6 protein-coding genes are annotated in these 4,666 nt (G+C 68.8%); all 6 read right to left on the bottom strand.

Features of this window, described 5'->3' with window-relative positions:
- A partial coding sequence (locus QZH66_RS14395; RefSeq protein WP_305806623.1) for an Hpt domain-containing protein occupies positions 1-626 on the bottom strand: 626 nt, incomplete at its 3' end.
- Between the two features lie 4 nt (positions 627-630).
- Complete coding sequence (locus QZH66_RS14390; protein WP_305806624.1) at positions 631-1,239, bottom strand: protein phosphatase CheZ; 609 nt, start codon at positions 1,237-1,239, stop codon at positions 631-633.
- Positions 1,239-1,631 (bottom strand): chemotaxis response regulator CheY, encoded by a 393-nt coding sequence (gene cheY, locus QZH66_RS14385; RefSeq protein WP_305806622.1) that lies wholly within the window; start codon positions 1,629-1,631, stop codon positions 1,239-1,241. Before cheY ends, QZH66_RS14390 begins: the two co-directional genes overlap by 1 nt.
- A gap of 13 nt (positions 1,632-1,644) precedes the next feature.
- The gene (locus QZH66_RS14380) at positions 1,645-2,391 is read right to left on the bottom strand and encodes an RNA polymerase sigma factor FliA (protein WP_305806621.1); all 747 of its coding nucleotides are present in this window, start codon (positions 2,389-2,391) and stop codon (positions 1,645-1,647) included.
- The gene (locus QZH66_RS14375) at positions 2,388-3,272 is read right to left on the bottom strand and encodes a MinD/ParA family protein (RefSeq protein ID WP_305806620.1); all 885 of its coding nucleotides are present in this window, start codon (positions 3,270-3,272) and stop codon (positions 2,388-2,390) included. The genes QZH66_RS14380 and QZH66_RS14375 overlap by 4 nt, the downstream gene beginning before the upstream one ends.
- Positions 3,259-4,666, bottom strand: a 1,408-nt coding sequence (locus QZH66_RS14370) for an AAA family ATPase (protein WP_305806619.1), incomplete at its 5' end; no start/stop codon positions are given. The genes QZH66_RS14375 and QZH66_RS14370, both read right to left, overlap by 14 nt.

Raw genomic sequence — 4,666 nt, 5'->3', positions numbered from 1 at the left:
GCAGCCGCAGGGGCCGTGACCGGGGTGCCGCCCGGTGCGGCGCCGCCATGCAGCTGGTCGAGCAATGCTTCGAATTCGTCCTCGCTGATCAGTTCGTCGGACGCCGCGGCGATGCCGGTTGGCGCCGGCTGCGCGCTGGGCGCGGCGCCGCCATGCAACTGGTCGAGCAGGGCTTCGAATTCGTCCTCGCTGATCAGCTCGCTGTCGACCGCGGTGGTGCTGGCCACCGGTGCGGCCACGGCGGGGGCGGCATGGACGTCGAACTGGGCGATCAACGCCGGTGGCGCATGCACCGGCTCGGTGCCCGCGGACACCGCATCGAGCATTGCCTGCAGCCAGTCCAGTGACTGCTGTGCGGCATCGAAGTGATGGCCCTGCAGCTCCACCTTGCCCGAGCGCGCCATACCCAGCGCCTCTTCGGCGGCGTGGCACAGCTCGACCATGGCGTGGATCGCCAGAAAACCGGCGCCTCCCTTGAGCGTATGGAAACCGCGGAAGACCGCGTTGAGCTGGTCGTTGTCATCTGGCGCCTGTTCCAGCGACACCAGCTGTTCGCCAAGGCGGTCCAGGATTTCCTGGGCCTCGAGAATGAAATCGGCGGCGATGTCGTCGGTTACGGCACTCATGGTTTTACAGTCCCAGGTCGGACAGCAGGTCGTCGGCGTCGTGCTGCGACACCGCGTGACGGTCCAGGCCGCCCACGGCGGGGCCGGCCAGTGCGCTGCTGGAGGGTTCGTCTTCCGGTTTGGGCAGGCCCAGTGCGCCGAAGCCCTCGTGCACGCGGCGCACGATGCCCACCACCCGGCGGATGATCTGGCCGGTGAGGTCCTGGTAGCTCTGGGTCAGTGCCACTTCGGTGAGATTGTGGCGGATGCGGTCCAGCACCTGGCCCTGATCGGCGTTGAGTCCATCGGCGCGCAGCCGTTCGGTAAGCGCGCGGCATTCCTCCGCCAGGTCCAGGGTGCGGTGGGTGGCCTTCTCGGTCATCGCCACCACGTGGTCCAGGCGCGCGCAGGCGTCGTCCAGCTCGCCCGCCTCGGACGGCACGTTGGGCAGTTCGCCCAGCGCCTGGCCCAGCTCGCGGGCGAGCCGGCCCAGCCCGGCCATCATCGGCTGGGTCCGCAGCGCCGCCAACGCGTCGATCTCGGCGCGCCAGCCGGCCTCGTTGCCGGATTCCAGCGCGGCCAGGGCATCCTGCAGGCGCTGGATCAGTGCCGATTTGTCGCCGAGGGTCTCCATCATGCGCTGGCAGCCAATCGTTCGAAGATCTTGCCGAGCTTCTCTTCCAGCGTCTGCGCGGTGAACGGTTTGATGATGTAGCCGTTCACGCCGGCCTGCGCGGCTTCGATGATCTGCTCGCGCTTGGCTTCGGCGGTGACCATCAGCACCGGCAGCGACTTCAGCTTGTCATCGGCCCGGATGGCCTTGAGCAGCTCGATGCCGGTCATCACCGGCATGTTCCAGTCGGTGATGACGAAATCGAACGGCTGGCTGTGCAACAGCGCCAGCGCGGCATGCCCGTCCTCGGCTTCAGCGGTGATGGTGAAGCCCAGGTCGCCCAGCAGGTTCTTGACGATGCGCCGCATGGTCGAGAAGTCGTCGACGATCAGGATCCGCATGTTCTTGTTCAAGTCACATTCCTCTTCAATGATTCTCGAGGCCGGCGTCGGCCGCCTCGAATGTCTTCAGCCGGGCACGCAGACGCAGCGTGGCCTGGCCGTGGATCTGGCAGACGCGCGATTCACTCACGCCGAGCACGGCGCCGATCTCCTTGAGATTCAGGTCCTGCTCGTAATACAGCGAGAGCACCAGCTGTTCGCGTTCGGGCAGCAGGCCGATGGCCTTGCCCAGCTCATCGCCGAACTGGCTGCGCTCCAGCACCTGCTGCGGAGTGGGGCCGCCGGTGGCGGGCGTATCCAGCTCGCCCTGGTCCTCGATGCGCGATTCCAGGCTCAGCACCTGGCCCCGGGCGGCATCTTCCATCAGCCGCAGGTATTCGGGCAGCGGCATCTCCATCGCCGCGGCGACCTCGATCGCATTGGCGGCGCGGCCACTGCTCTGTTCGATCCGGCGGATGGTGGCCGCCGCCTCGCGGGCGCGGCGGTGCACCGAGCGCGGCACCCAGTCGCCGCGGCGGATCTCGTCGATCATCGAGCCGCGGATACGGATCGAGGCGTAGGTCTCGAACGAGGCGCCCTGTTCGGCGTCGTAGCTGCGCGAGGCTTCGATCAGCCCCATCAACCCGGCCTGGATCAGGTCATCGACCTCGACACTGGCCGGCAGCCGTGCGGCCATGTGATGGGCGATGCGGCGTACCAGGTCCGAGTGGCGGGTGACGCAGTCGGTGTCGGCGATGCGTTGCACCTCGCGGTACTGGGCAGCGCCCTTCATGGCGTCACCCCGCGCTGCAGGATGCGCTCGAGGAAGAACTCGACGCCGCCACGGGCCTCGGTTGGCGCCTGCCAGCGGGCGGTGCGCCGGGCGATCTCCTGGATCGCCAGCGCGGCCGGCGACGACGGATAGGCTTTCACCACCGGCTGCTGGCGCTGCACCGACAGCCGCAGCCAGTCGTCCTGCGGCACGCAGCCCAGGTAGTTGAGCGAGACGTCGGCGAGGAATTTCTCGCACACCCGCACCAGTTTTTCGTACAGCACGCGGCCCTCGTTGGGGTCGCGCACCATGTTGGCGACCACCTGGATGCGGTCCACGCCGCGCTCGCGCGAGAGCACCTTGATCAGGGCGTAGGCGTCGGTGATCGAGGCCGGTTCGTCGCAGACCACCACTACGGTGTCCTGGGCGGCCTGGCAGAAGGTCAGCACGCTGTCGGTGATGCCGGCGGCGGTGTCGATCACCATCACGTCCAGCTCGCGCTCCAGCTCGGAGAACACGTTGACCAGGCCGATGTGTTCGGCCGGCTGCAGCTCGGCCATGTGCCGGCGACCGGAGGCGGCCGGCACCACCAGCACGCCGCCGGGGCCTTCGATGATCACGTCTTCCAGCGCGCAGCGCCCGGCGACCAGGTCGGCCAGGGTGAATTTCGGGTTCAGGCCGAGGATCACATCGAGGTTGGCCAGGCCCAGGTCGGCATCCAGCAACAGCGTGCGCTTGCCCATATCGGCCAGGGCCACCGCGAGGTTGGCCGAGATGTTGCTCTTGCCCACGCCGCCCTTGCCGCCGGTGACCGCAATGGTGCGCACAGGACCGGTCGGCTGCTGGCGGGTAGCCGACAGCGGGAAGGTGTTGGTCAGTCTGGCGTACTCACGCGACGGCATGGTTGATCTCCGGATTGCAGGGCATATCGGCCGCGCGGCGCAAATCTTCAAGGCGAAGTACAAGATTTGCTGCCGAGGCGCGATGCAGGTCCTCCGGCACGTCCTGGCCGTCGGTGACCCAGGTGATCGGCAGGTGGTGATCCACCGCCACCGACAGCGCCGAACCGAAGCGGCTGGTTTCATCCAGCTTGGTCAGCACCACCCCTTGCGGATTGGCCGCACCGAAGCGGCGCACCACCTCGTCCATGTCCTGGAAGCTGGTGTTGGCCGGCAGCACCAGCAGGGTGCGGATCTGGCCGGCGGCGCGCAGCCACTGCAGCTGCGCGGCGAGGGCGCGGTCGCGCTGGCCCAGCCCGGCGGTGTCGATCAGCACCAGCTTGTAGTCGGCCAGCCGCTCCAGCAGCTGGTTGAGATTGGTGCCGCTGTTGGCCTCGTGCACGGCCACGCCGAGCTGGCGGCCGAAGCCGTACAGCTGTTCGCGTGCGCCGATGCGCTGGGTGTCGGTGGTGACCAGGGCCACGTCGCGGGCGGCGTGGGCTTCGGCGAAGCGCGACGCCAGCTTGGCAATGGTGGTGGTCTTGCCGGCCCCGGTGGGGCCGACCAGGGCGATGACGCCGCCCGATTCGATCGGGTCGACCGGGGCGATCGGCAGCTTCCGCGAGATCAGCCCCAGCATCAGGCCGCGGGCACGGGCCGCTTCGGTATCCAGTGGAATCTGCATCACCACGTCGCGGGTCAGGCCGGCATCGAAACCGTATTCGTCCATCAGGTCCAGCGCGGTGGCACGGACCGCGCTGCCCCGCAGGCGTTCATCGGTGAAGCGGTTCATTTCGCGTTCGATCATCTGACGCATGCCGGCCACTTCCTGGCGCAGGTGCGCCAGCTGCTGGTCGTCATGGGCGATGGTGACCGGGACCGCGCTCAACGGCGCCGCCGGCAGCGCAGGTTCCGGCGCGGCGGCCACGGCTTCGGCAGCGACTTCGACCGCCTGGACAACTTCCGCCGGGACCGGCAAGGCGGGTAGTTCAGGCGCGACGGTGGCCGGCGCCGGGCTGGCCGCTATCGCCGCCGCGGGCGTAAAGACTGCCGCGGGCATTTCCTCCAGCGGCGGATCGATCACGAAGCGGGCGCGGTTGATTGGCGCGGCCAACGGGGCGGCCGGTGTTTCCACGGCCTCTTGCACCGGCTCGGGCTGGCGTGCGAAAGGCACCGCCGGCGGTTCCTGGTCGGTGGAGGGGAGGGTGGCGAAAATCTGCTCCGGCAGCTGCTGCCGTACCGGAACGGGTGCCGGCGCCGGGGCGAGCGCCTGGCGCGGGCGCAGGAAAGAGGCGAAACGGCCGCCGGCGCTGATGTCGCTGCCGGTTTCGATGGTGCGGCCGGTGGCGCCGACCGCG

Origin of the sequence: Stenotrophomonas sp. YIM B06876 (assembly GCF_030711595.1) — a bacterium.
Lineage (GTDB): Bacteria > Pseudomonadota > Gammaproteobacteria > Xanthomonadales > Xanthomonadaceae > Stenotrophomonas.
This window is presented reverse-complemented; position numbering and strand designations above follow the sequence as displayed.

Bases quoted from the DNA above. Each gene is read 5' to 3' on its own strand.
- QZH66_RS14390 (WP_305806624.1), bottom strand. From the start codon at position 1,239: ATGGAGACCCTCGGCGACAAATCGGCACTGATCCAGCGCCTGCAGGAT.
- QZH66_RS14380 (WP_305806621.1), bottom strand. From the start codon at position 2,391: ATGAAGGGCGCTGCCCAGTACCGCGAGGTGCAACGCATCGCCGACACC.
- QZH66_RS14375 (WP_305806620.1), bottom strand. From the start codon at position 3,272: ATGCCGTCGCGTGAGTACGCCAGACTGACCAACACCTTCCCGCTGTCG.